General features: G+C 55.2%; 19 protein-coding genes. 13 read left to right on the top strand and 6 right to left on the bottom strand.

Translation table 11 applies throughout. The features are described 5' to 3' along the window. Positions 1–42 precede the first annotated feature (42 nt). Positions 43–975, bottom strand: a complete 933-nt coding sequence (locus MUU46_RS22015; protein WP_258966713.1) for a LysR family transcriptional regulator — start codon at positions 973–975, stop codon at positions 43–45. Positions 976–1,103: 128 nt separating this feature from the next. Between MUU46_RS22015 and MUU46_RS22010 the strand changes: the two genes are divergently transcribed. Continuing rightward, the gene (locus tag MUU46_RS22010) at positions 1,104–2,513 is read left to right on the top strand and encodes an MFS transporter (RefSeq protein ID WP_258966712.1); all 1,410 of its coding nucleotides are present in this window, start codon (positions 1,104–1,106) and stop codon (positions 2,511–2,513) included. Positions 2,514–2,543: 30 nt separating this feature from the next. On the opposite strand, the gene MUU46_RS22005 is transcribed toward MUU46_RS22010, so the two are convergent. The 3 genes from MUU46_RS22005 to MUU46_RS21995 form a co-directional block, all read right to left on the bottom strand. Next, complete coding sequence (locus tag MUU46_RS22005) at positions 2,544–3,083, bottom strand: NUDIX hydrolase (protein WP_258966711.1); 540 nt, start codon at positions 3,081–3,083, stop codon at positions 2,544–2,546. A 130-nt stretch (positions 3,084–3,213) separates the two neighbouring features. Continuing rightward, a complete protein-coding gene (locus tag MUU46_RS22000) occupies positions 3,214–3,642 on the bottom strand; it encodes an OsmC family protein (RefSeq protein WP_125353566.1) in 429 nt (142 codons plus the stop codon). A 57-nt stretch (positions 3,643–3,699) separates the two neighbouring features. Continuing rightward, positions 3,700–4,752 carry an NAD(P)-dependent alcohol dehydrogenase gene (locus MUU46_RS21995; protein ID WP_258966710.1) on the bottom strand — a complete coding sequence of 351 codons (1,053 nt, stop codon included), beginning with the start codon at positions 4,750–4,752 and terminating at the stop codon, positions 3,700–3,702. A 259-nt stretch (positions 4,753–5,011) separates the two neighbouring features. On the opposite strand from MUU46_RS21995, the gene sra reads away from it, so the two are divergent. The 4 genes from sra to adhP all read left to right on the top strand — a co-directional run bounded on the left by sra (position 5,012) and on the right by adhP (position 10,327). Next, on the top strand, positions 5,012–5,152 hold the full coding sequence (gene sra, locus MUU46_RS21990) for a stationary-phase-induced ribosome-associated protein (protein ID WP_159759193.1): 141 nt from the start codon (positions 5,012–5,014) through the stop codon (positions 5,150–5,152). Between the two features lie 195 nt (positions 5,153–5,347). Next, the gene (locus tag MUU46_RS21985) at positions 5,348–7,045 is read left to right on the top strand and encodes an NAD-dependent malic enzyme (protein ID WP_159759191.1); all 1,698 of its coding nucleotides are present in this window, start codon (positions 5,348–5,350) and stop codon (positions 7,043–7,045) included. 320 nt (positions 7,046–7,365) lie between these two features. Continuing rightward, on the top strand, positions 7,366–9,084 hold the full coding sequence (locus MUU46_RS21980) for an ABC-F family ATP-binding cassette domain-containing protein (RefSeq protein ID WP_258966709.1): 1,719 nt from the start codon (positions 7,366–7,368) through the stop codon (positions 9,082–9,084). Between the two features lie 232 nt (positions 9,085–9,316). Next, positions 9,317–10,327, top strand: a complete 1,011-nt coding sequence (adhP, locus tag MUU46_RS21975; RefSeq protein WP_258966708.1) for an alcohol dehydrogenase AdhP — start codon at positions 9,317–9,319, stop codon at positions 10,325–10,327. A gap of 58 nt (positions 10,328–10,385) precedes the next feature. Here the strand turns inward: adhP and MUU46_RS21970 are convergent, their stop codons facing one another. Next, on the bottom strand, positions 10,386–10,895 hold the full coding sequence (locus tag MUU46_RS21970; protein WP_159768540.1) for an RrF2 family transcriptional regulator: 510 nt from the start codon (positions 10,893–10,895) through the stop codon (positions 10,386–10,388). Between the two features lie 132 nt (positions 10,896–11,027). Between MUU46_RS21970 and MUU46_RS21965 the strand changes: the two genes are divergently transcribed. Then, positions 11,028–12,230, top strand: a complete 1,203-nt coding sequence (locus MUU46_RS21965; protein ID WP_258966707.1) for an NAD(P)/FAD-dependent oxidoreductase — start codon at positions 11,028–11,030, stop codon at positions 12,228–12,230. Positions 12,231–12,343: 113 nt separating this feature from the next. Continuing rightward, on the top strand, positions 12,344–13,222 hold the full coding sequence (gene yddG / locus MUU46_RS21960) for an aromatic amino acid DMT transporter YddG (RefSeq protein ID WP_258966706.1): 879 nt from the start codon (positions 12,344–12,346) through the stop codon (positions 13,220–13,222). On the opposite strand, the gene MUU46_RS21955 is transcribed toward yddG, so the two are convergent. Next, entirely contained in the window at positions 13,223–14,713 is a 1,491-nt protein-coding gene (locus tag MUU46_RS21955; RefSeq protein ID WP_258966705.1) for an MFS transporter, read from the bottom strand. Between the two features lie 118 nt (positions 14,714–14,831). Between MUU46_RS21955 and MUU46_RS21950 the strand changes: the two genes are divergently transcribed. From MUU46_RS21950 to narI, 6 genes are all read left to right on the top strand, one after another. Then, the gene (locus MUU46_RS21950) at positions 14,832–15,407 is read left to right on the top strand and encodes a TetR family transcriptional regulator (RefSeq protein ID WP_258966704.1); all 576 of its coding nucleotides are present in this window, start codon (positions 14,832–14,834) and stop codon (positions 15,405–15,407) included. 181 nt (positions 15,408–15,588) lie between these two features. Then, positions 15,589–16,980, top strand: coding sequence for a NarK family nitrate/nitrite MFS transporter (locus MUU46_RS21945; RefSeq protein ID WP_258966703.1), 1,392 nt, complete (start codon positions 15,589–15,591; stop codon positions 16,978–16,980). A gap of 59 nt (positions 16,981–17,039) precedes the next feature. Further along, positions 17,040–20,780, top strand: a complete 3,741-nt coding sequence (locus tag MUU46_RS21940) for a nitrate reductase subunit alpha (RefSeq protein WP_258966702.1) — start codon at positions 17,040–17,042, stop codon at positions 20,778–20,780. After that, positions 20,777–22,321 (top strand): nitrate reductase subunit beta, encoded by a 1,545-nt coding sequence (gene narH, locus MUU46_RS21935; protein WP_159759171.1) that lies wholly within the window; start codon positions 20,777–20,779, stop codon positions 22,319–22,321. The genes MUU46_RS21940 and narH overlap by 4 nt, the downstream gene beginning before the upstream one ends. After that, the gene (narJ, locus tag MUU46_RS21930; RefSeq protein WP_258966701.1) at positions 22,321–23,019 is read left to right on the top strand and encodes a nitrate reductase molybdenum cofactor assembly chaperone; all 699 of its coding nucleotides are present in this window, start codon (positions 22,321–22,323) and stop codon (positions 23,017–23,019) included. The genes narH and narJ overlap by 1 nt, the downstream gene beginning before the upstream one ends. Further along, a complete protein-coding gene (gene narI / locus MUU46_RS21925) occupies positions 23,016–23,696 on the top strand; it encodes a respiratory nitrate reductase subunit gamma (RefSeq protein WP_159759167.1) in 681 nt (226 codons plus the stop codon). Before narJ ends, narI begins: the two co-directional genes overlap by 4 nt. The last annotated feature ends 38 nt before the right edge of the window (positions 23,697–23,734 follow it).

Here is a 23,734-nt window from a genome sequence, read left to right as displayed (position 1 = left end):
TGATTACGCTGCGGCACCTCGCATAAATCACGTTGCGTCGTTTTAACCTGAAATTCCTGCATGGTAGTCAGGGCATTGCTTCTGACACACCGCAATAACCATTTGTCTCAGCCAGCGATGCGCCGGATCTGCTTCCATTCGTGGATGCCACAGTTGCGAAATGGTGATCGTCCGCGTTTTAAACGGCAGCTCGAAAGCCTGTAACCGGGCCGAATTTTCCGTTTGAGATAAAAAAGAAGCCGGAACCAGCGCAATTAAATCTGACGCCTTCGCTACCGCCAGCGCCGACGGGAAACCCGGCACCATGCTGACAATTTTGCGTGCCAGCCCCATCTCTGCCAGCGCTTCATCGACCGGACCTGACGGTTGCCCCCGGCGAGTGGCAACCACATGGCCCCACGCGATGTACTCTTCCACGCTCACCTGCGCTTTCCCGGCTAGCGGATGCCCATGACGAACTACGCCAACGAAACGGTCCCGATACAGCGCCTGCACGCGAATTTCCGGGCCCATATTACTCAGCACGCCAATTTCCAGGTCCACCAGCCCTTCACGCAAAAAGTGTGAGCTTTTCTCGGGCTTCGGTGAAAAACGCAGGCACACTTCAGGTGCCATGGCGGCCACCGCCGCAATCAGTTGCGGACCAAAGGCTTCGATAAAACCGTCGTTCACTCGCAGCGTAAACACGCGTTCCAGTTGCGCAATATTCAGCTCCGATGTAGACGGTTGTAGCACCGTCCGGGCATCCAGCACGGCGTTACGTGCCCGCTCCCGGCTGGACTGGGCGTAAGGCGTCAGCACCATATTTCGCCCCGCACGCACCAGTAACGGGTCGCCGGTGACCTCGCGCAAACGGCTGAGCGTCCGACTCATGGCTGAGGTACTCAAATTAAGACGCCGGGCCGCCCCAGCCACGCTCGCTTCGGTCAAAAGCGCATCCAGCGCAATCAGCAGATTAAAATCCGGATCGGTCATCAAAATATTCCTTCGACTTTAGATAAGGCGTTTGATGCAACTATACAGTACCAATGCTGTATCTTCCGCCTTCCTTGGTGGGCGCATAGACTTCTCTCATCAAAATGCTTACCGACGAGAATAATGTGATGGAACTCTTTTCTGACAAACCAGGCGACGAAGGCTTGCCGGGCCGCGAACGGGCGTTTGCGATGGCGGCGGTCATGACCTCGACCCTGATGGCTGTTTTTGACGGTTCGATGGTGAATATCGCCTTACCTCAGATGGCGCAATCGTTACAGGTGGCAGCCCCGATTGCGGTGTGGTTTGCCAACGGCTATTTGCTCTCCGCCGCCATGACGCTGGCCATCTTTGCCGCGCTCGCCACCCGCTTTGGTTTTCGCCCGATCTTTATCTTTGGTTTGAGCCTGTTCACTCTCACTTCGCTCGGCTGTGCGATGGCTACCTCGGCAGAGATGCTTATCCTGATGCGCATTCTTCAGGGCGTAGGCGGCGCGGCCACGCTCAGTATTGCCCCCGCGATATTACGCTCAGTGTTTCCTGGCCGACTGCTCGGGCGAATTCTGGGGCTCAATGCACTATTGATTGCCGCAAGCACCGCCGTCGCCCCGGTATTAGGCGGCACACTGCTGGGTACGCTGAGCTGGCAGTGGCTGTTTGCCATCAACGTGCTGCCGGGCATGGTGGCGCTGTTCCTGGCTATCAAAGCCATTCCACGTAAACCGGCACTAAACGATCAGCGGTTTGATGCCATTGGGGCGGTGCTGTCTGCGACAATGCTCGGGGCATTGATCATGGTGACCAATGGCTTTGCCGATCCGCACGCCGCCGATCACTCGCTCAGCACCAAGGTGATGGGCTGGGGTGTGCTGGCGCTGGTCAGCGGGACGACGTTCGTCTGGCATATTCGTCGGGCGGAAAAACCGTTGCTACCGCCAGTTATCTTCACCTCCGGACGTTTTTCACTGGCCGCCCTGACCTCGTTAGCATCGTTTATAAGCCAGGGCATTACCTTTGTAGCCCTGCCATTCCTGTTCCAGAGCGTGTACGGCTACAGCGCATTTACTTCCGCGCTACTGTTTACGCCTTGGCCGGTGGGCATTGTGCTGGTTGCTCCCCATGCCGGACGTCTGGCGGATAAATATTCGCCGTCGATAATCTCGACCATTGGTTTACTGGGGTTTGTTATTGGTTTAGCACTACTGGCGACGTTGCCCGATCACGCCGCAGCGTGGGATATCGGCCTGCGTAGCCTGGTGTGTGGGATGGGATTTTGCTGTTTTCAGAGCCCGAACAATCGCGAAATGTTGTCTAATGTGGCGCGGGAATACAGCGGATACGCCTCAGGCGTGCTGGCGATAATGCGCACCTTCGGGCAATGTCTCGGCGCGGCGTTAGTGGGTGTCCTGCTGGCGGTGATGGCTTCCAGTACACAGTTGGTGCTGGAAGCACAGGCCGTGAAGTTGAGCTTGTGGGTGGCGGTTGCCACGTCCGGGCTGGCAATTGTGTTCAGTCTGAGCCGCCTACACCGTAAGTAGCCGCAGAAAGCACAGGAATAAGTGACGCCGTCACACAAAACCTTTTAGTTTAACCAGCAAAAATGCCGTCACCGAAGTCGCATCACTGATCTTTCCCTCTGCAATCAGGGTTTCAAACTCAGCGACTGGCATCTGGCGGCAGGTCAGCCCCACTTCTTCCGCATCTAGCTGTTGGGTGCTGGACACAAAATCTGTCGCCAGCCAGATGTGATAGCCTTGGCTGGAATAGCCCTGGGCCAGTTTCTGATAACCAATCTGCTCCATTTTTTGCGCCAGCAGGCCAGTCTCTTCCGCTAACTCTCCGCGTGCAACGGCAATCGGATCAGCATGTGGATCCAGTTCCCACGATCCCTGCGGCAATTCAATCGTGCGAGCGCCGAGCGGATAGCGGTACTGCTCCACAACCCAGATATAGCCTTCCGACACTGGGACGATCACCGCGAAATCGGGCTTCTCAATCACCGAATACACACCGTGCGAACCGTCGGCACGTTCAATGCGATCTTCTTTCAGACGCATCCATTGATTGCAATAAATCTCTTGCGAACTCAGGGTTTTAATCTCACTCATAGGGCTCATTTCTGCTTATTGAAGACAATGTGATGTTAACGGGGTATTCATTCTGTTGTGAGCTTTTGAATTTTCATCTTCAGAGAGGTGAAAATACAAAAGCCCGCATTATGCGGGCCGTGTGGGAGTATTAATTGAGCTGATAATCGAGGGTGATTTCAGCTTTCAGGACCTGAGACACCGGGCAACCGGCTTTTGCCTTCTGGATGATGCCATCGAATGTGCCGGCATCAATATCCGGTACCGCGATTTTACTTTGCAGCGCCACCTTGGTTATCGAGAATCCGCCGCTGACCTGGTCGAGTGAAACAGTGGCTTCGGTATCAATTGAGGTCGCCGTAAACCCGGCTTCGCTCAGCATCAGGGAAAGGGCCATCGAGAAACAGGAGGCGTGCGCCGCCGCAATCAGTTCCTCAGGATTGGTGCCCTTCGCACCTTCAAAGCGGGTGTTAAACCCGTACGGTTGCTGGTTCAGAACGCCGCTCTCCGTCGAGACGGTGCCTTTGCCACGTTTCAGATCGCCTTCCCAGTGTGCCTGACCTTTCTTGTGGATCGTCATCGTTCACTCCTTTTATCCGTTAGGGGTACTAAGTATAGAACACGCCTTTCCGGCCATTTAGCCGTAGGCGTTGAGAGATGCCATATCAATCACGAAACGGTACTTCACATCACTTTTCAGCAGACGCTCGTAGGCCTCATTGATATCCTGAATTCTGATGACCTCAACGTCCGCCGCAATGCCTTTTTCCGCGCAGAAATCGAGCATCTCCTGCGTCTCTGCAATGCCACCAATCGCCGAACCCGCCACCGAGCGACGGTTAATCAGCATCGGAATGGTGTTCACTTCCGGCAAATCGCCGAGCAGACCGACAAACACCAGTGTGCCGTCGAGGGTCAGCGTTGGCATATACGCATTGACATCATGCGTGTACGGGACGGTATCGATAATCAGATCAAACTGATTTTTCACCGCGTTCATTTGTTCCGGGTCGGTGGAGAGCACCACATGGCTCGCGCCCAGACGACGGGCATCCGCCTCTTTCCCCGGCGAACGGGTAAACAGCGTCACCTCCGCGCCCAGCGCGTGTGCCAGTTTCAGACCCATATGCCCGAGCCCGCCAAGGCCAATCACCGCCACTTTGCTGTTTGCATCAATCTTCCAGTGACGCAGCGGCGACCAGGTTGTGATCCCGGCACAGAGCAACGGAGCTGCCCCTTTCAAATCCAGCCCATCGGGAATGCGCAGAACGAAATCCTGACTCGCAAGGATGGATTGTGAATAACCGCCGTAGGTGGTCTGGTGATCGTGACGATCCTGCCCGTTGTAGGTTTGCGTATTGCCTTCTTCGCAATACTGCTCCAGCCCGTCTTTACAAGGTGAACAGGTACGGCAGGAATCGACCATACAACCGATGGCGGCGAGATCGCCGGGCTTAAATTTAGTGACGCCGTCACCTATAGCCGTCACCCGGCCAACAATTTCATGCCCTGGAACAATGGGATAGGTACTGAACCCCCAGTCATTACGGGCCTGGTGTAAGTCTGAGTGGCAAACACCGCAGTACAACACCTCAATGGTCACATCGTCCGGGCGCGGTTCGCGGCGGTCAAAGGAAAACGGGGCCAGCGGCGTGGTGGGATTTTGTGCTGCATATCCTAAAACTTTCATGGAGTGACCTCACGATGAACAAAACGGGGAAACCTCAGCGCGAATCAAAAAGCATAGTTCAGGTATATGACAGCGTGACGTCCGTCGCACAAAGGGTTAAATCTCAGAGAGTTCCTGAAAGCGCCAGCGGGTGTTGCTATTTCGAGCACAATGGTCAACTATCAATCTCGCAGGCAAATACCGTTCTGCGCTAAGGGTAAATTTCGCCCGGTACCTCCGGGATTGACCTTGAAACCATTCACAGGATTAAGGAGTCAGCATGAAATCGAACCGTCAGGCACGTCATATCCTCGGCTTGAACTACAAGCTTTCAAACCAGAAAAAAGTCCTTATCGAAGGCGATGCGGAAACCCAGCATAACCACTCTCATGCCACCGGCCGCAAACGTCGCACCGAGTAACATCCCGGCCTTTCAGCCCTTTCATCGATAACGACCGACACCATCGTTTACATAAGATGGTGTTTTTTTTAGTTTCTGAACAGCAGCGTTTTCCCTTTTTATTAACACTTGCTTTATACTTTGCCGCGCCGAAGTACCCGCCAGCCCTCTCTATTCGCCTACCAGGGCAGGCCGTGATGACAAAGGATCAGTGAGATGTTAGTCAACCATAAAAACAACCGTTCTCTTTATATCCCCTATGCAGGCCCCGTATTACTGGAGTTTCCACTCCTCAACAAAGGCAGTGCGTTTAGCCAGGAGGAGCGTCGCAACTTTAACCTCTTAGGTCTGTTACCCGCCGTCGTGGAAACCATCGAAGAACAGGCCGAACGCGCCTGGATCCAGTACCAGGGCTTCAAGACTGAAATTGACAAACATATTTACCTGCGCAATATCCAGGATACGAACGAAACCCTCTTCTACCGTCTGGTCGAAAACCACCTCGACGAGATGATGCCGGTTATCTACACCCCGACCGTCGGCGCCGCCTGTGAGCGTTTCTCCGAGATTTATCGTCGGTCCCGCGGCGTGTTCATCTCGTACGAGAACCGTCACAACATGGACGACATTCTGCAAAACGTGCCAAACCACAACATCAAAGTGATTGTGGTCACCGACGGCGAGCGCATTCTCGGCCTCGGCGATCAGGGTATTGGCGGAATGGGCATTCCTATCGGCAAGCTGTCGCTGTACACCGCCTGTGGCGGGATAAGCCCAGCGTACACTCTGCCGGTCGTGCTCGATGTCGGTACCAATAACCAGCAGTTGCTGAATGACCCGCTGTACATGGGTTCGCGCCAGCCGCGTATCACCGACGACGAGTATTATCAATTTGTGGATGATTTCATTCAGGCGGTGAAACAGCGCTGGCCGAACGTACTACTGCAGTTCGAAGATTTCGCGCAGAAGAACGCCATGCCGCTGCTGAACCGCTATCGTGACGAGATTTGCTCATTCAACGATGACATTCAGGGCACCGCATCGGTTACCGTTGGTACGCTGATTGCCGCCAGCCACGCGGCGGGTAGCCAGCTCAGTGAGCAAAAAATTGTCTTCCTCGGCGCAGGCTCTGCCGGTTGCGGGATTGCTGAGCAAATCATCGCGCAGATCCAGCGTGAAGGCCTGAGCGAAGAACAGGCGCGCGCGCGCGTATTTATGGTTGACCGCTTCGGCCTGCTGACCGATCAGATGCCAAATCTGCTGGCGTTCCAGAACAAGCTGGTACAAAAGCGCGACAACCTGAAAAGCTGGGACACCGCAGAAGACGTGCTTTCCTTGCTGGACGTGGTACGCAACGTGAAACCGGATATCCTGATTGGCGTCTCTGGTCAGACAGGGCTATTCACCGAAGAAATCATTCGCGAAATGCATAAGCACTGCCCGCGCCCAATCGTGATGCCGCTGTCGAACCCGACGTCTCGCGTAGAAGCGACGCCGCAGGACATCATCACCTGGACCGAAGGCTGTGCACTGGTTGCCACCGGCAGCCCGTTCGCGCCGGTAACGTGGAAAGATAAAACGTATCCAATTGCCCAGTGCAATAACTCATACATCTTCCCGGGTATTGGTCTGGGCGTGATCGCCTCCGGTGCGTCGCGAATTACCGACGAAATGCTGATGTCGGCGAGCGAAACGCTGGCCAAACACTCGCCACTGGTAAACAACGGGGAAGGCCTGGTGTTGCCAGAGCTGAAGGATATTCATATTGTCTCGCGGGCGATTGCGTTTGCGATTGGCAAAATGGCCCAGCAGCAAGGCATGGCGGTGAAAACGTCTGCCGAAGCCCTGCAACAGGCTATTGATGACAACTTCTGGCAGCCGGAATACCGCAGCTACCGCCGTACCTCGATTTAATCTTTGTGCCTGATGGTGCTGCGCCTACAAGAAATTGTAGGTCTTGCAGGCGTAGCGCCAATCCACAATCACCGCTACACTCTCTGCACCCATTCATCTGCTGAAAATATAAAAGGAGGATCCCATGCTGTATTGTGAAAAGTTTACTTTTTCACGTACTTTTGGCGATCGCACCTACTCAAGCGTTATCCGTACCGTGCTGCGATAACTTCTGCTTGAGCGAAGAAACCAAAGACTGAATCCCTTCCCTCGGCTTACCGGGTTATCGTCGGCGTTAACTGACGAGGCGTTTTTACGCCAGTAACACTTGAGTAAGTTCTATGACCACATTATTAAATACCCACTCGCTGTGCAGCGAAACGGCCTTCGGCCCCCTGTTCACTGACCTCTCTTTTACGCTAAAAAAAGGCGATCGCGTCGGGCTGATTGGCTATAACGGCTGCGGTAAAAGTACTCTGCTAAAACTACTGGATGGCACACAAGCGCCTTCATCCGGCTACGTTTCCATTGCCAACCACTGCCTGCTGGCACGCGTGGAGCAACACCTACCTGAATCCCTCGGGCCGCTGACGATGCTCGATGCAGTGCTGGATAACATTCCTCACGCTGAGCGGGAAATCCAACGCTGGCGTGCCGAAGCGCTGCTGGCAGAAATGGGTTTCAGTGCCGAAGACCAGGCGTTAACGGCGGCCACGCTGAGCGGAGGGCAACATACTCGTCTGCTGTTGGCGCGGGCGTTGATAACCTCTCCGGACTTGTTGCTACTGGACGAACCGGGGAATCACCTCGATCTGCCGACGCTGCTGTGGCTGGAGCGGTTCCTCAACGGTTGGAACGGCAGTTTTATCGTCGTTTCCCATGACCAACCGCTGCTGGATAACGTGACCAACACCAGCTGGATCTTGCGTGATCAGCGACTGCACAGCTTTTCCCTGCCCTATAGCGCCGCCCGTCAGGCGCTGATGGAGCAGGATGAAAGCGATACCTTGCGCTTCAAAGCAGAACAGAAAGAGATCGACCGGGTGGCGGCCAGCGCTAAACGGCTGGCAGTCTGGGGCCACGTATATGACAACGAAGACTTGTCACGTAAAGCCAAGCAAATGGAAAAACAGGTCGACAGGCTGAAGGCAAGCCAGACCGATGTTACCGCAGGCAGTCAATGGCGATTACAGTTGCATGGCGACCTGCTGCGGGCTGACCGTCTGCTGGAGCTGGAAAATCTGTCCGTATCACCGGCCGCCGGAGTCGCGCCGCTGTTTAGTGTACCGATTGCTCGGCTGAAAAGCGGTGATCGAGTGGCCGTGATTGGCCGTAACGGCTGCGGAAAATCGTCGCTGCTGCGGCTTATCTGGCAGCAATTTCAGGCCAGCGTTATGGCGGAAGGATTAACTATCCACCCGCGCGTGGCGCTGGGCTATTACGATCAAACGCTGCACCAGTTAGCGGATGGCGCCTCGCTGTTTGATGCACTGGAGCCGTTCGCTCCCGCGCCGGAAACACGAAAAATGGCGTTAATCAGCGCCGGTTTTGCATGGGCGAGACATGGCCAGCGCGTCGATTCACTGAGCGGTGGCGAGCGTTCCCGGCTGTTGTTTGTCGGCCTGAGCCTGGCGCGCTATAGCCTACTGATGCTTGATGAGCCCACCAACCATCTCGACATGGAAGGCAAAGAGGCGCTGGCGGAAACGTTGCAAACCTTCGCCGGCGGTGTATTGCTGGTGAGCCACGACAGGCAACTGATGCAACAGAGCTGCAATCGTTTTTGGCTGATTGAAAATGGCGTGCTGGAAGAGTGGCACGATGCCGATGCGGCATGGGAACGGTTACGCGAACCGCTCCCGGCCATGCCAGATTCGAAGCCCGTTGTCACACTGGAAACGACATCAGACGCAGCAGACGATTTGCTGGAAGCCCTGCTGGCGCTCGAAACGCAGCTGGCTGACGACCTGGCACGTAAACCTAAGCATCAGAAACCTCAGCTTCAGGCCCAGTGGCGGCGTGACATGGACGTGCTAACCGCGCGGCTGGAATCGCTGTAGTTCCCTTCTCAGGCACCTTCGGGTGCCTGTTTTTTTGTCTGAATACACAGAGATTTATAAACTTAACTTATCGTTTTTGTAATTTTAAATACTACTAATTTTCGTAAAATTATTACGTTATGTTGCGATGGGCTTGCTAAATCAGCGAAATACTTTAACTCTAAAGGAGTAACGACGCGCTTCACAGGCGCCGTACCTGCATTGCAGATTTTCATCCAAAAAGGAGATATACATGAAGGCTGCTGTTGTAACTCAAGACCATCAGGTCATTGTGACTGAAAAAACGCTTCGTCCGTTGAAGCATGGTGAAGCGCTGCTAAAGATGGAATGCTGCGGCGTTTGCCACACCGACCTTCACGTGAAAAATGGCGATTTCGGCGATAAAACCGGCGTCATTCTGGGTCACGAAGGTATTGGGGTTGTGAAAGAAGTCGGTCCTGGCGTCACCTCCTTGAAACCCGGTGATCGCGCAAGCGTGGCGTGGTTCTTCGAAGGCTGCGGCCACTGTGAATACTGTAACAGTGGCAACGAAACGCTCTGCCGCTCGGTGAAGAATGCCGGTTACAGCGTCGATGGCGGGATGGCCGAAGAGTGTATCGTCACCGCCGGTTACTCCGTAAAAGTGCCGGACGGCCTGGAATCCGCAGCGGCCAGCAGCATCACCTGTGCGGGCGTCACCACTTATAAAGCGGTCAAAATGTCCGGCATCAAACCGGGTCAGTGGATTGCCATCTACGGTCTGGGCGGTTTGGGTAACCTCGCGCTGCAATACGCGAAAAACGTGTTCAATGCCAAAGTTATCGCCCTGGACGTCAACGACGCGCAGCTGAAACTGGCGGAGGAAATGGGCGCTGATTTAGTGATCAACTCCCGCAGTGAAGACGCGGCGAAAATCGTGCAGGAAAAAACCGGTGGCGCGCACGCAGCGGTCGTCACTGCCGTTGCAAAAGCAGCGTTCAATTCTGCGGTCGATGCGGTTCGTGCCGGTGGTCGTGTGGTTGCCGTTGGCCTGCCCTCAGAATCCATGAGCCTTGATATTCCGCGCCTGGTACTGGACGGTATTCAGGTGATCGGTTCGCTGGTGGGCACGCGCCAGGACCTGATCGAAGCGTTCCAGTTTGCCGCCGAAGGCAAAGTGGTACCGAAAGTGACAATGCGTCCAATTGGCGACATCAACGCCATTTTCAAAGAAATGGAACAAGGGCAGATTCGCGGCCGTATGGTTATCGACCTGCGTCATTAATCCGGCCTTAAACGACAAACGGCGCCAAAAGGCGCCGTTTTTATTGAGATCGGTCTTCTCAGGCTTTACTCCGACGATCGTTAATCCACTGTTTGACTTCAATGGTGAAGGTGTCCGGCGCTTTACGGAACATTTTACGGGCCAGGTCGAGCACGGTATGGCGAGCAAGTTCTTCTTCCATCCGCTGCTGAGCGCTGTCCATCACCGAACGCACCCCGCATGGGCCATCGCAAACCCATGAAGGCGGCGCTTCGTCAAATAAGGCCAGACGCTGGCGGATCTCCCGGCATTCGAACATCGATTTGTCACCGTCGATAGCCTGAACGATATCCAGCACGCTGATGAGCTCACTGGCTCTCGCCAGACGGAACCCACCGCCCTTACCTTCTGTGCTCACCACCAGCCCGGCGCGGGAAAGACGGGTAAATATTTTTGCCAGATAGTCATAAGGCACGTTCTGCAGCTCGGCCAGCTCTCGCACGCTCATTTCACGCGCATCGCCATTCGCATCCACCATGCTCATCAGGCTGTGGATCCCGTACTCCACGCCAGAACTGTAAAACGCCATTTTATGATCCTCTTCGGTTTATTCACGGTGATGATAACTCAGATACTCAGAAAGATCTTGTCGGAGTTAACTCCGACAAGTATAGTGGCAGTTATTGGGGCCGAGCGGCCTGAAAATGCAGAAGGACAAAACATGAAACAACGTATTCTTATCATCGGTAGCGGTTTTGCAGGTATGTGGTCTGCAGTCAGTGCGGCACGTCTGGCGTATCTGCAAGGCAACGATTCTTTGGAAATCGCCGTGCTGGCACCGCAACCTGAACTGCGCGTCAGACCGCGTTTTTACGAAGCCAATGTTTCGACGCTGACCGCTGATTTGCAGCCGCTGTTTACTGAGCTGAATATCCGTTTCATTGCGGGTCACGCCGAGCGAATCGACGCCGCAGAGAACAGTGTCTGGTACAAAACCCCCGAGTCGCAGTCGACCTTTATCTCCTACGATCGCCTGGTTATTGCCAGCGGAAGCCACTTGCACCACTTCGGTATCAAAGGCATCGCCGAGCATGGCTTCGATGTCGATCAGATGGATTCAGCTCAGCGCCTGGAAGATCACCTGCACGCTCTGGCAAACCAGCCGGAAACCCCTGCCCGAAACACCGTCGTTGTTTGCGGCGGCGGTTTCACCGGCATTGAGCTGGCAACTGAACTCCCTTCTCGTTTGAAAGTACTTTTCGGTGAAAATACACGGACAAAAGTAGTCGTAGTAGAAAGGGGTCCTGAGATTGGTGGCCGCTGGAGCGAAGCGCTACGCGAGGTTATCCGAAACGCCTCTGACGAACTGGGAATCGAGTGGCATCTGAATGCGGCCGTGGAAATGGTCGATGCCACCGGCGTCACTCTGCAAGATGGCAGCCGGATCGACGCGGCAACCGTCGTCTGGACTGCCGGTGTAAAAGCCAGCTCCCTGGGCGAAAACCTCACCGCAGACCGCGATGCGCTGGGCCGCTTTGTCGTGACCGAAGAACTGCAAATCCCATCATATCGAAATATTTTCGCGACCGGCGATATGGCTCATGCGAAATCAGACGATATCGGCAACACCGCGTTGATGACCTGTCAGCATGCCATTCAGCTTGGTAAGTTCGCCGGCCATAATGCCGCAGCCAGCCTGCTCGGGGTTGAAGGTTTGCCATATCGCCAGGTGAATTATGTGACCTGTCTTGATCTCGGCGCGTGGGGCGCGGTGTACACCGAAGGCTGGGATCAGCAGCTGAAAATGGTTCGCGAAGACGCTAAAAAGCTGAAAATCGCCATTACTAACGAGCTTATCTATCCGCCAAAAGCCGATCGTGACGTGGCCTTTGCCGCCGGCGACCCACTGGCGAAATTCGTGTAGGTTCTCCGAGACTTGAAGTCATTCCGTAATCCGGCCTTTGCGCCGGATTTTTTGCCTTTTACGGCCTTAATACCGTAGTCTTATTCGTTTTCAGGATGAACAAGATTACGCTCATGACAAAACAAAAAGCCACGCTCATCGGACTGTTGGCTATTCTGCTGTGGAGCACAATGGTGGGTCTGATTCGCGGCGTCAGCGAAGGCTTAGGCCCGGTCGGTGGCGCGGCGGCGATTTACAGCTGCAGCGGGTTGCTGTTACTCCTTACCGTTGGTTTTCCTCAACTCAAAACCTTTTCCTTTCGCTATCTGGTGGCTGGCTGCGTGCTGTTTGTCACCTATGAAATCTGCCTCGCGCTCTCTCTTGGCTATGCCGCCACGCGCCAGCAGGCGATTGAAGTCGGGATGGTTAATTATCTCTGGCCAAGCCTGACTATCGCGTTTGCTATTTTATTCAACGGACAGAAAGCCCGATGGTGGGTGGTTCCAGGGCTTCTGATTTCACTGCTCGGCGTCAGTTGGGTATTGGGCGGGGAGAACGGTCTTAATCTGGCAGAAATAAAGCACAATATCGCCAGCAGTCCACTCAGCTATATCCTGGCATTTTGTGGGGCATTTATCTGGGCGACGTACTGCACGGTTACCGCCAAATACGCCAAAGGGAAAAATGGGATAACGCTTTTTGTTTTACTCACCGCGCTAAGCCTGTGGGTTCAGTATTTTTCCAGCCCTCAGCCGATGATGATTTTCAGCTGGCCGGTAGTGATTAAGCTTATTCTTTGCGCGTTGTCGTTAGGATTTGCCTATGCGGCGTGGAATATCGGAATTCTGCATGGCAGTGTGAGTCTGTTAGCGGTTGGCTCTTATTTTACCCCGGTGCTTTCTTCTGCGCTGGCGTCGGTGTTGCTTAGCGCCCCGCTCTCTTGGGCCTTCTGGCAGGGAGCCTGCATGGTGTGTGCTGGCTCCTTATTGTGCTGGTACGCGACGCGAAACTAGTTAAACGGCCTGGCGCGTTTTCGCCAGGCCAAACCAGATCCCGACCGCCAGAACCAGCATCATGCTACCCGCACTGAACAACGCCACGCTATGTGAGGTAATAAAGGCACTTCTCGCTGCATTAGCAACGGAATCCGCAAGCACAGGCGTCAGCGTCTGAGCCAGCTGCATCGCCTCCCCGATAGAGGAACCCGCCCGGCTGGCAGCATCGCTGTTTAGCCCTTCCGGCAGAACAATCGACGATGTATAGCTGCGGGTCAGAATCAAGCCAAACAACGCAATTCCCAAACCGGCACCCAGTTCGTAAGCCATGGTTTCGATAGCCCCGGCCGCGGCCGCTTTTTCCTTTGGTGCTGCCGCCATAATCGCTGCCGTTGAGGCCAATAAGGCGCTGGCGGCGCTAAAACCTAACAGCGTCATAAGGCCCCACGCCTGCCATTGCTGGGTGCTGAAGTCGGTCATCGACAAGCCAAGGAAGCTGATAGCGCTCAGTGCCATACCGCCGGTTGCCACCTGACGCAGCCCCAAACGCGAAACCAGAACCCCGGCAATCGGGCCACTAAAGCCGCTGGCCAGCATTAACGGCAGCATAAACAGTCCGGCTTCAAACGGCGTTTTTCCGTGTACAAATTGCAGTTCTTGCGCCATCAGCAACTCGAAACCCACCAGCGTGATCATCGCCGTGACCGCCATCATGACGCCGCTGAGAATAATGCGGTGTGTGAACAGGCGCATATCAATCATTGGTGTGCGGGCATTCAGCTGAATACGCACGAAGGCGGTGAGCAACATTGCACCAAACAGCAGCACAAGGCCGACAACCCACAGCGCCATCACGCCTTTCATTGCCGTTTTCGCGCTCCACACCAGCAACAGGATAGCGACGATCAGCATCAACGCGTGGCTGAAATTCAGCGGCTGTTCGCGGCGTCCGGCCTGACGGGGAACCACGCGCGCGCTCAACGCCATCACAAACAGTACGATCGGGACGTTGATCAGGAACACCGCGCCCCACCAGAAGTGCTCGAGCACGATCCCGCCGATCAGCGGACCAAATGCCGCACCGCCCGATCCCACCGCAGCCCACATACCCAGCGCCATATTACGGTGACGGGTTTCGCTGAAGGTGTTGCGGATCCCGGCGAGCGTAGCCGGAACGATCATCGCAGCGCCGATGGCCAGCACCGCACGCGCAGCAATCAGCCACTCCGCGGTGGTCGCAAACGCCGCACACAGCGACGCCAGACCAAACAGGCCGCTACCGATGAGCAGCAGACGTTTAAAGCCGATGCGGTCGCCCAGCGCACCCATCGGCAGAACCATACCCGCCATCACCAGCGAGTAGATATCAATGATCCACAGCAGCTCGTTACCGCTAGCCCCGAGCGACACGCTCAGCGTCGGCGCGGCGACGTGCAATACCGTGGCATCAATCGCTACCGGGATATAAACCAGTACGATAGCAACCAACGTTAACCATTGACGAAACATAATCTTTCCTTCTTCAAAAACAAACTGGACACCCGTCCAGCTTTTGATCCTGCTTGAGAGTTGAACGCTTGTCCAGCTTTTTGTTATTATTACTGTACTACCGCCAGGGACTGAAACTATGAGCTATCTGAATCGGGAAGAACGTCGGGAATCCATCATGCAGGCTGCTATTCGCGTGGCGCTGGAAGAAGGTTTCACCGCCATGACCGTCCGTAATATCGCCAGCCGTGCGGGTATTGCCGCAGGCCAGGTCCACCATCACTTTACGTCGTCGGGCGAACTGAAATCACAGGCCTTTGTCCGGGTGATCCGAGAAATGATGGAACTCCCGTTGGTCGCGGAAAATGCCAGTTGGCGTGAGCGTCTGTTTGCGCTGCTCGGCAGTGAAGATCGACGACTTGAGCCGTATATTCGCTTGTGGCGTCAGGCGCAGCTGTTGGCCGACAGCGACCCGGAAATCAAAGGGGCGTATTTGCTGACCATGTCGATGTGGCACGAAGAAGCCGTCAGGCTGATCGTAGCCGGTGAAAAAGCCGGTGAGTTTACCCTGCACGACAGCGCCAAAGACATTGCCTGGCGTTTAATTTCATTGGTCTGCGGGCTGGACGGCATATATGTATTGGGAATGCCGGAAGTCGACGATGCCGCATTTAATCGTCATTTGCACCGCGCCTTTGCTCTCGAATTAGTCTAGTTTTATTTACAATCAGTAACACTTAAGCGCAGCTATATTACCGGCCCATTCGCGGGGTTGCGCTTTTTTATCTATCCTTCTTTCACATAACCCTAAAATTCCTTACTTTTCGCGGACCATTACGTTCCGTCGGTCTCTTTTTGCTTATTTTTCATAACGTACTGGTGCAGACGAGGGCGATATGCCACAACAAGATGAGAAGAATAATCATTACCTTTTAAAAAGTTGGAAGCCTGAGAATCCGTTGTTTTGGGAAAATAAAGGCAAAAGTATTGCCCGACGTAACCTCTGGATTTCCGTGGCCTGTCTGCTATTGGCCTTCTGCGTATGGATGCTATTCAGCGCTGTCAGCGTAAATCTTAATAAAGTCGGATTTAATTTCACCACCGACCAGTTATTCTTATTAACCGCCCTGCCATCCCTTTCCGGGGCAATATTACGTGTGCCCTACTCCTTTATGGTGCCTATATTTGGTGGCCGATACTGGACGGTATTAAGCACCGTTATTCTGATTATTCCCTGCGTCTGGCTCGGAATTGCTATTCAAAATGCCGCTACTCCGTACTGGGTATTTATTGTTATTGCCTTACTGTGTGGATTTGCTGGCGCGAATTTCGCCTCGAGCATGGGAAATATCAGTTTCTTCTTCCCAAAGGCCCGACAAGGCAGTGCGCTCGGCATTAACGGTGGGCTCGGAAATCTCGGCGTCAGTGTGATGCAACTCGCCGCGCCGATGGTTATTTTCCTGCCAATTTTCACCTTCCTCGGCGTGCACGGCGTAACGCAAGAAGACGGTTCAACGATGTGGTTGACCAACGCCGCCTGGATTTGGGCTCCGTTATTGCTGATTGCCACCATCGCCGCCTGGTTCGGAATGAACGATATCGCCAGTTCTAAAGCGTCGATCGCCGAACAGCTACCGGTGCTTGGCCGGATGCACACCTGGATCCTTGCCCTGCTGTATCTGGCAACGTTTGGCTCATTCATCGGTTTTTCCGCCGGTTTCGCTATGCTTGCGAAAACGCAGTTTCCCGATGTGAACATCCTCAAACTGGCGTTCTTCGGGCCGTTCCTCGGTGCCCTGGCGCGTTCATTCGGCGGCATGATTTCAGACAAACTCGGTGGCGTACGTGTGACGCTGATTAACTTCATCTTCATGGCCATCTTCAGCGCCCTGATTTTTCTCACCCTGCCAGGCAGTGGCTCACCGGGCAACTTCCTCGCATTCTACCTCGTCTTCATGGGCCTGTTCCTGACCGCCGGTCTCGGTAGTGGCTCAACCTTCCAGATGATTGCGGTAATTTTCCGCAAGATAACCATCGATCGCGTCAAAGCCAAAGGTGGCAGTGATGAACAGGCGCAGCAGGAAGCGGTTACCGATACCGCTGCCGCGTTGGGCTTTATCTCAGCCATCGGTGCTGTCGGTGGATTCTTCATTCCGAAAGCCTTCGGCACGTCGCTGGCCATGACCGGTTCTCCGGTCGGCGCGATGAAAATCTTTTTGGTGTTCTACATCGTTTGCGTGGTGGTGACGTGGCTGGTCTACGGTCGCCGCCAGCCATCCGCTAAATAATCATAACAATGTGAGCTGCCTAACCACGGGGCAGACCTGCCCCCGTCAGGAGAAATGTCATGAGTAAGCTACTGGACAGGTTTCGCTACTTTAAGCAAAAAGAAGAGACTTTCGCGAACGGTCACGGTCAGGTGTACAACACCAACCGCGACTGGGAAGACAGTTATCGCCAGCGCTGGCAGTTCGACAAAATAGTGCGATCGACCCATGGCGTGAACTGTACGGGCTCCTGTAGCTGGAAAATCTACGTTAAAAACGGGCTGGTGACCTGGGAAACCCAGCAAACCGACTACCCGCGTACCCGTCCCGACTTACCCAACCATGAGCCGCGCGGTTGTCCACGCGGGGCCAGCTATTCCTGGTATCTCTACAGTGCCAATCGCCTGAAATATCCGTTGATCCGCAAAAGCCTGGTTTCAATGTGGCGCGAGGCACTGGAACAACACCCTGACCCGGTTCATGCCTGGGATGCAATCATGCAGGACCCGGCCAAATGCCTGAAGTACAAACAGGCTCGTGGTCACGGCGGTTTTGTGCGTTCCAACTGGAACGAACTGAATACGCTGATTGCGGCGGCCAACGTCTGGACCATCAAAAACTACGGCCCGGACCGCGTGGCGGGCTTCTCACCTATTCCGGCAATGTCGATGGTCTCTTACGCCGCAGGCACACGATATCTGTCGCTTCTTGGCGGAACATGCCTCAGCTTTTACGACTGGTATTGCGATTTGCCGCCCGCCTCGCCGATGACCTGGGGCGAGCAAACCGACGTGCCGGAATCCGCCGACTGGTATAACTCGTCCTACATCATTGCCTGGGGCTCAAACGTGCCACAGACGCGTACTCCGGATGCGCATTTCTTCACAGAAGTGCGCTACAAAGGCACCAAAACTATCGCCATCACGCCGGATTTCTCGGAAGTGGCCAAACTCAGCGACCAGTGGCTGGCGCCAAAACAGGGCACCGACAGCGCGCTGGCAATGGCGATGGGCCACGTAATGCTGCGCGAGTTTCATCTCGATAACCCGAGCGATTATTTCATCAACTACTGTCGACGCTACACCGACATGCCGATGCTTGTGCAACTCGACGCTCGGGAAGACGGCAGCTACGTGCCAGGCCGGATGCTGCGCGCATCGGATCTGGTCAATAACCTTGGCGAAAGCAATAATCCGCAGTGGAAAACCGTCGCCTTCAATACCGCGGGTGAACTGGTGGTGCCCAACGGCGCGATCGGCTTCCGCTGGGGCGAAGAGGGAAAATGGAATCTCGAATCGATAGCCGCAGGTGCTGAAACCGAACTGCAATTGACTCTGCTCGGGAATCACGACCGCATCGCACCAGTGGCTTTCCCCTACTTTGGCGGCAACGAAAATCCGCATTTCCGCAGCGTGAAGCAGGACCCTATCCTGGTGCGTCAGTTACCTGTTAAACAGCTGACGTTTGCAGACGGCGGCGCGGGTTTGGTGGTGAGCGTATACGATCTGATTTTGGCTAATTACGGCCTCGATCGTGGGCTGGACGATCCGCTCTCCGCCAAAGATTATAGTGAAATCAAAGCTTACACCCCAGCGTGGGCGGAGCAAATCACCGGCGTGCCGCAGTATCACATCGCGCAAATCGCCCGTGAATTTGCCGATACCGCGCACAAAACCCACGGCCGTTCGATGATTATTCTCGGGGCCGGGGTCAACCACTGGTATCACATGGACATGAACTACCGTGGGATGATCAACATGCTGGTATTCTGCGGCTGCGTCGGGCAAAGCGGCGGTGGCTGGGCACACTACGTCGGCCAGGAAAAACTGCGCCCGCAAACGGGCTGGCTGCCGCTGGCGTTCGCGCTGGACTGGAACCGTCCACCTCGCCAGATGAACAGCACCTCGTATTTCTACAATCACTCCAGCCAGTGGCGTTATGAAAAACTCACCGCCAAAGAGCTGCTCTCACCGCTGGCGGACGCCAGTCAATTTACTGGGCACCTGATTGATTTTAACGTCCGCGCTGAACGCATGGGCTGGCTGCCGTCCGCACCACAGCTCAATCTAAACCCGTTGAACATCAAAGAGAAGGCCGACGCGGCGGGCATTTCTCCGGCCGATTACACCGCACAAGCGTTGAAATCTGGCGATATTCGAATGGCTTGCGAACAGCCTGACAGCGGTAACAACCATCCGCGCAATCTGTTTGTCTGGCGCTCCAACCTGCTCGGTTCATCGGGCAAGGGGCATGAATATTTGCTCAAATACCTGCTCGGTACCGAGAGTGGCATTCAGGGCGACGCACTCGGTGAAAGCGATGACGTGAAACCAGAAGAAGTCGAGTGGCAAACCGCCGCCATCGAAGGCAAGCTCGACCTTCTGGTGACGCTCGATTTCCGCATGTCCAGCACCTGCCTGTTCTCCGACATCGTGCTGCCGACCGCCACCTGGTATGAAAAAGACGATATGAATACCTCGGACATGCATCCGTTTATTCATCCGCTGTCGGCGGCGGTCGATCCGGCCTGGGAAGCACGTAGCGACTGGGAGATCTATAAAGGCATCGCCAAAGTATTCTCTCAGGTCTGCGTCGGCCATCTGGGCACGGAAACCGACGTGGTGCTGCAACCGCTGTTGCACGATTCTCCGGCCGAACTGTCACAGCCGTTTGACGTGGCCGACTGGCGTAAAGGCGAATGCGAGTACGTGCCGGGCAAAACCGGGCCAGGTATTGCGGTAGTGGAACGTGATTATCCGGCGACGTATGAGCGCTTTACCTCGCTCGGGCCGTTGTTGGACAAATTCGGGAACGGCGGTAAAGGCATTTCGTGGAACACCGATAGCGAAATTGAGTTCCTCGGCAAACTGAATTACGTGAAGGCCGATGGCCCGGCGAAAGGCCGCCCACGCATCGAAACCGCCATTGACGCGTCCGAGGTTATCCTCGCCCTCGCCCCGGAAACCAACGGCCAGGTGGCGGTTAAAGCGTGGCAGGCGCTGAGCAAAATCACCGGACGCGAACATGCGCATCTGGCGCTGAACAAAGAAGACGAAAAAATACGCTTCCGCGATATCGTTGCCCAACCGCGAAAAATCATATCCAGCCCGACGTGGTCCGGCCTCGAGAGTGAACACGTCTCCTACAACGCAGGCTACACCAACGTCCACGAACTTATTCCGTGGCGAACGCTGTCCGGTCGCCAGCAACTGTATCAGGACCACAAGTGGATGCGCGCGTTTGGTGAAAGCCTGGTGGCGTATCGCCCGCCGATCGACACCCGCAGCGTCAGCCATATGAATGCCATTCCGCCGAACGGTTTCCCTGAAAAAGCGCTCAACTTCCTGACGCCGCACCAGAAATGGGGCATTCACTCGACCTACAGCGAAAATCTGTTGATGCTGACGCTGTCGCGCGGTGGGCCGATTGTCTGGCTCAGTGAAACCGACGCCAAAGAGCTCGGCATTGAAGATAACGACTGGATTGAGGCCTTCAACGCAAACGGCGCCCTCACCGCCCGCGCGGTGGTCAGCCAGCGCATTCCACCCGGCATGACCATGATGTATCACGCCCAGGAACGCATCATGAATATTCCCGGTTCTGAAGTGACCGGCCGACGCGGAGGTATCCACAACTCCGTGACCCGCATTTGCCCGAAACCCACCCATATGATTGGCGGTTACGCCCAACTGGCGTGGAGCTTTAACTATTACGGCACCGTCGGCTCCAACCGCGATGAGTTCATCATGATCCGCAAAATGAAGAACATTAACTGGCTGGATGACGAAGGCAACGATCAGGTCCAGGAGGCGAAAAAATGAAAATCCGTTCTCAGGTTGGCATGGTTCTTAATCTCGACAAATGCATCGGCTGTCACACCTGCTCTGTGACCTGTAAAAACGTCTGGACCGGTCGCGAAGGCATGGAATACGCGTGGTTCAATAACGTCGAAACTAAGCCCGGCATCGGTTATCCGAAAAACTGGGAAGATCAGGAACAATGGGAAGGCGGCTGGATCCGAGGGATCAGCGGCAAACTCACGCCGCGCCTCGGCGGACGCCTGGCGCTGATGGCAAAAATATTCGCTAACCCGGTGCTGCCGTCGATCGACGATTATTATGAACCGTTCACCTACGACTATCAGGATTTACATCGCGCGCCGGAAGGCAAGCATCTGCCTACCGCGCGCCCGCGCTCACTGATCAGCGGAGAACGCATCAATAAAATCGAATGGGGCCCGAACTGGGAAGAACTGCTCGGCGGTGAATTTGAAAAACGCGCCAAAGACCGGAACTTCGAAAACATGCAAAAGGAGATGTATGGTCAGTTCGAAAACACCTTCATGATGTACCTCCCTCGTCTGTGCGAGCATTGTCTCAACCCAAGCTGCGTGGCGACCTGCCCGTCAGGTGCCATCTACAAACGCGAAGAAGACGGCATCGTGCTGATCGACCAGGACAAATGCCGGGGCTGGCGCATGTGTATCAGCGGCTGTCCGTACAAAAAAATCTACTTCAACTGGAAAAGCGGCAAGTCAGAAAAATGTACGTTCTGCTATCCACGCATTGAATCCGGCCAGCCTACTGTCTGTTCCGAAACCTGCGTCGGGCGCATTCGCTACCTCGGCGTGCTGCTGTACGATGCCGACCGAATCGAAGAAGCCGCGAGTACCGAACACGTGACCGATCTCTACGAGCGCCAGTGTGACGTATTCCTTAACCCACACGATCCGGCGGTGATTGAAGAAGCAGTTAAACAGGGCATTCCGCAGAACGTGATTGAGGCTGCTCAGCAGTCGCCGGTCTACAAACTGGCGATGGAATGGCAACTCGCTCTGCCGTTGCACCCGGAATACCGTACTTTGCCGATGGTCTGGTACGTTCCACCGCTGTCGCCGATCCAGTCCGTTGCGGACGCGGGCGCGTTACCGCATAACGGCAATATTCTGCCGTCAGTCGAGAGCCTGCGCATTCCGGTTCAGTATCTCGCCAATCTGCTAGCTGCGGGCGATACCGGCCCGGTCCTGCGTGCGCTGAAACGCATGATGGCCATGCGTCACTACAAACGCTCGCAAACGGTGGAAGGCGTTACCGACACCCGTGCGCTGGAAGAGACCGGCCTGACCGTTGAACAAGTGGAAGAGATGTATCGCTATCTCGCCATCGCCAACTACGAAGACCGTTTCGTGATCCCAACCAGCCATCGCGAAATGGCGAAAGAAGCCTTCCCGGAACGTAACGGCTGCGGGTTCACCTTCGGTGACGGCTGCCACGGATCTGACACCAAGTTCAACCTGTTCAACAGCAAACGCATCGACGCCATTGATGTCTCCGGCGTGCGCCAGCATGGGGAGGGGGAATAATGCCGATCCTCAAGATGATTGCCCTGCTGCTGGAGTATCCGGATGCAGTGCTGTGGGATAATCGGGATGAAGCTCAGGCGCTGGTGATGCAGGATGCGCCGACGCTGGCGCCGTGGGTGGAAAACTATCTCAGCGCCCCGCTGCTCGACCAGCAGGAGCTGTGGTGCGACCTGTTTGAGCGCGGCAGCTCAATGTCGCTGCTGCTGTTTGAACATGTGCACGGCGAATCCCGCGATCGCGGACAGGCGATGGTCGATTTAATGACGCAGTACGAACAAGCCGGTTTACAACTCGACTGTCGCGAACTGCCGGATCACCTGCCGCTGTATCTGGAGTTTCTCAGCACGCGTTCGTCGGAGGAAGCCCGCGAGGGCTTGCAGAACGTCGCGCCGATTCTGGCGCTGCTCGGAGGAAGGCTGAAAGAACGTCAGTCAAACTACTATCAACTGTTCGATACTCTGCTTTTGTTGGCTAACAGCCCACTAAGAAGTGACAGCGTCACGCCTCAGGTGAAGGCTGAACCGCGTGATGATACCCATCAGGCGCTGGACGCGGTGTGGGAAGAAGAACAGGTGAAGTTTATCGAGGACAACGCCACCTCTGCCTGCGATAGCTCCCCGCTACAAAGTTATCAGAAACGTTTTAGCCAGGACGTTGCGCCGCAATACGTCGACGTCCGTTCCGGAGGCCCCAAATGAGCCACTTCTTTGACGTCTTCTTTTACGATATTTACCCCTATATCTGCGGCTCGGTGTTTATCATCGGCAGCTGGCTGCGTTACGACTACGGGCAATATACCTGGCGCGCAGGATCCAGCCAGATGCTCGACAAACGCGGTATGGTGCTGTGGTCAAACATGTTCCACATCGGCATTCTCGGGGTCTTTTTCGGCCACGCATTCGGGATGCTGACCCCGCACTGGATGTACGAATCGTTCCTGCCGATTGCCGTGAAGCAGCAAATGGCGATGATCCTTGGCGGGGCCTGTGGGGTGCTGACACTGATTGGTGGCTCGGGCTTACTGATTCGTCGGCTGTTCAACCCACGCGTTCGCGCCACGTCGACCCCGGCAGATATTCTGATCCTCAGCATATTACTGATTCAGTGCATTTTGGGGCTGTCGACGATTCCGTTCTCGGCACAGCATCCTGACGGCAGCGAAATGATGAAACTGGTAGGTTGGGCGCAATCAGTCGTGACGTTCCAGGGCGGTGCGTCTACGCATCTCGCGGGGGTGGCGCTGGTGTACCGCGTCCATCTGGCGCTGGGGATGACGATTTTCCTGCTGTTCCCGTTCACCCGTCTGGTACACGTGTGGAGCGCGCCAGTGGAGTATTTCACGCGCAGGTATCAGATTGTGAGATCGAGGCGCTGATCGCTTAGATTTGTGGCCCGGTTCCGTTCACCAAATTT

Source organism: Scandinavium tedordense, assembly GCF_024764965.1.
Taxonomy (GTDB): Bacteria; Pseudomonadota; Gammaproteobacteria; order Enterobacterales; family Enterobacteriaceae; genus Scandinavium; species Scandinavium tedordense.
This window is presented reverse-complemented; position numbering and strand designations above follow the sequence as displayed.

Bases quoted from the DNA above. Each gene is read 5' to 3' on its own strand.
- MUU46_RS22015 (WP_258966713.1), bottom strand. From the start codon at position 975: ATGACCGATCCGGATTTTAATCTGCTGATTGCGCTGGATGCGCTTTTG.
- MUU46_RS22010 (WP_258966712.1), top strand. From the start codon at position 1,104: ATGGAACTCTTTTCTGACAAACCAGGCGACGAAGGCTTGCCGGGCCGC.
- MUU46_RS22005 (WP_258966711.1), bottom strand. From the start codon at position 3,083: ATGAGTGAGATTAAAACCCTGAGTTCGCAAGAGATTTATTGCAATCAA.
- MUU46_RS22000 (WP_125353566.1), bottom strand. From the start codon at position 3,642: ATGACGATCCACAAGAAAGGTCAGGCACACTGGGAAGGCGATCTGAAA.
- MUU46_RS21995 (WP_258966710.1), bottom strand. From the start codon at position 4,752: ATGAAAGTTTTAGGATATGCAGCACAAAATCCCACCACGCCGCTGGCC.
- sra (WP_159759193.1), top strand. From the start codon at position 5,012: ATGAAATCGAACCGTCAGGCACGTCATATCCTCGGCTTGAACTACAAG.
- MUU46_RS21985 (WP_159759191.1), top strand. From the start codon at position 5,348: ATGTTAGTCAACCATAAAAACAACCGTTCTCTTTATATCCCCTATGCA.
- MUU46_RS21980 (WP_258966709.1), top strand. From the start codon at position 7,366: ATGACCACATTATTAAATACCCACTCGCTGTGCAGCGAAACGGCCTTC.
- adhP (WP_258966708.1), top strand. From the start codon at position 9,317: ATGAAGGCTGCTGTTGTAACTCAAGACCATCAGGTCATTGTGACTGAA.
- MUU46_RS21970 (WP_159768540.1), bottom strand. From the start codon at position 10,895: ATGGCGTTTTACAGTTCTGGCGTGGAGTACGGGATCCACAGCCTGATG.
- MUU46_RS21965 (WP_258966707.1), top strand. From the start codon at position 11,028: ATGAAACAACGTATTCTTATCATCGGTAGCGGTTTTGCAGGTATGTGG.
- yddG (WP_258966706.1), top strand. From the start codon at position 12,344: ATGACAAAACAAAAAGCCACGCTCATCGGACTGTTGGCTATTCTGCTG.
- MUU46_RS21955 (WP_258966705.1), bottom strand. From the start codon at position 14,713: ATGTTTCGTCAATGGTTAACGTTGGTTGCTATCGTACTGGTTTATATC.
- MUU46_RS21950 (WP_258966704.1), top strand. From the start codon at position 14,832: ATGAGCTATCTGAATCGGGAAGAACGTCGGGAATCCATCATGCAGGCT.
- MUU46_RS21945 (WP_258966703.1), top strand. From the start codon at position 15,589: ATGCCACAACAAGATGAGAAGAATAATCATTACCTTTTAAAAAGTTGG.
- MUU46_RS21940 (WP_258966702.1), top strand. From the start codon at position 17,040: ATGAGTAAGCTACTGGACAGGTTTCGCTACTTTAAGCAAAAAGAAGAG.
- narH (WP_159759171.1), top strand. From the start codon at position 20,777: ATGAAAATCCGTTCTCAGGTTGGCATGGTTCTTAATCTCGACAAATGC.
- narJ (WP_258966701.1), top strand. From the start codon at position 22,321: ATGCCGATCCTCAAGATGATTGCCCTGCTGCTGGAGTATCCGGATGCA.
- narI (WP_159759167.1), top strand. From the start codon at position 23,016: ATGAGCCACTTCTTTGACGTCTTCTTTTACGATATTTACCCCTATATC.